The sequence below is a fragment of the Bacteroides caecigallinarum genome (genome assembly GCF_021531075.1).
Classification (GTDB): Bacteria; Bacteroidota; Bacteroidia; order Bacteroidales; family Bacteroidaceae; genus Phocaeicola; species Phocaeicola caecigallinarum_B.
Map to the genome: position 1 here is coordinate 1 of NZ_JADYTJ010000159.1, position 514 is coordinate 514.

Genomic DNA, 514 nt, shown 5'->3' on the forward strand with positions numbered 1-514 from the left:
CGAAGACCGTCACCTTGTAGGCGTCCCCTTCCTTATATATAAGGACATCGGGCTTGCCTTCCACACTGCTCCATGAACCGCACAGGCGGTCACAGTCCTTGAACCTGCTCTCACTGCAGCTCTGCAGCAGCAGTGATGCCGCCCCGATCAGGCAGGCGGCCAGTCTGTACAACTGTCTGTTTTTCATGTCTTGTCTTTTTAATGATGTTGTTCTTGTTTTACTGAATCTCTCAAAGTCCCATCTTGCGTCTCTTTGGCTTCGGACTGACAGGGATGCGGACTTTTCCGGTCGGCCTGTCCTTACAGGCTGGCTGCCGACATTCCTTGCGGATAATGGTATCGTCCTTTTTGTTTGGGGACTTCAGGCCAACCATGGTTTCAAACCTGGCATAAAGTTCTTTATATGCCTTTTCTGACTGTTGCCGCCTGATTTCATCCGGGGAATTCCGGTCAATGCCGTATTTCATGAGAAAACAGGAATTAATGAAAGGGCTGTCAATATTCTTCGGGTTGG

Annotated in this window: 1 protein-coding gene and 1 pseudogene; both read right to left on the bottom strand. The window is 49.6% G+C overall.

The genetic code is table 11. From position 1 onward, the window contains the following. Positions 1–187, bottom strand: a 187-nt coding sequence (locus I6E11_RS14870) for a DUF3876 domain-containing protein (protein WP_235338853.1), incomplete at its 3' end; no start/stop codon positions are given. Between the two features lie 43 nt (positions 188–230). Continuing rightward, positions 231–514: pseudogene (locus I6E11_RS14875) on the bottom strand (hypothetical protein); the annotation flags it as partial.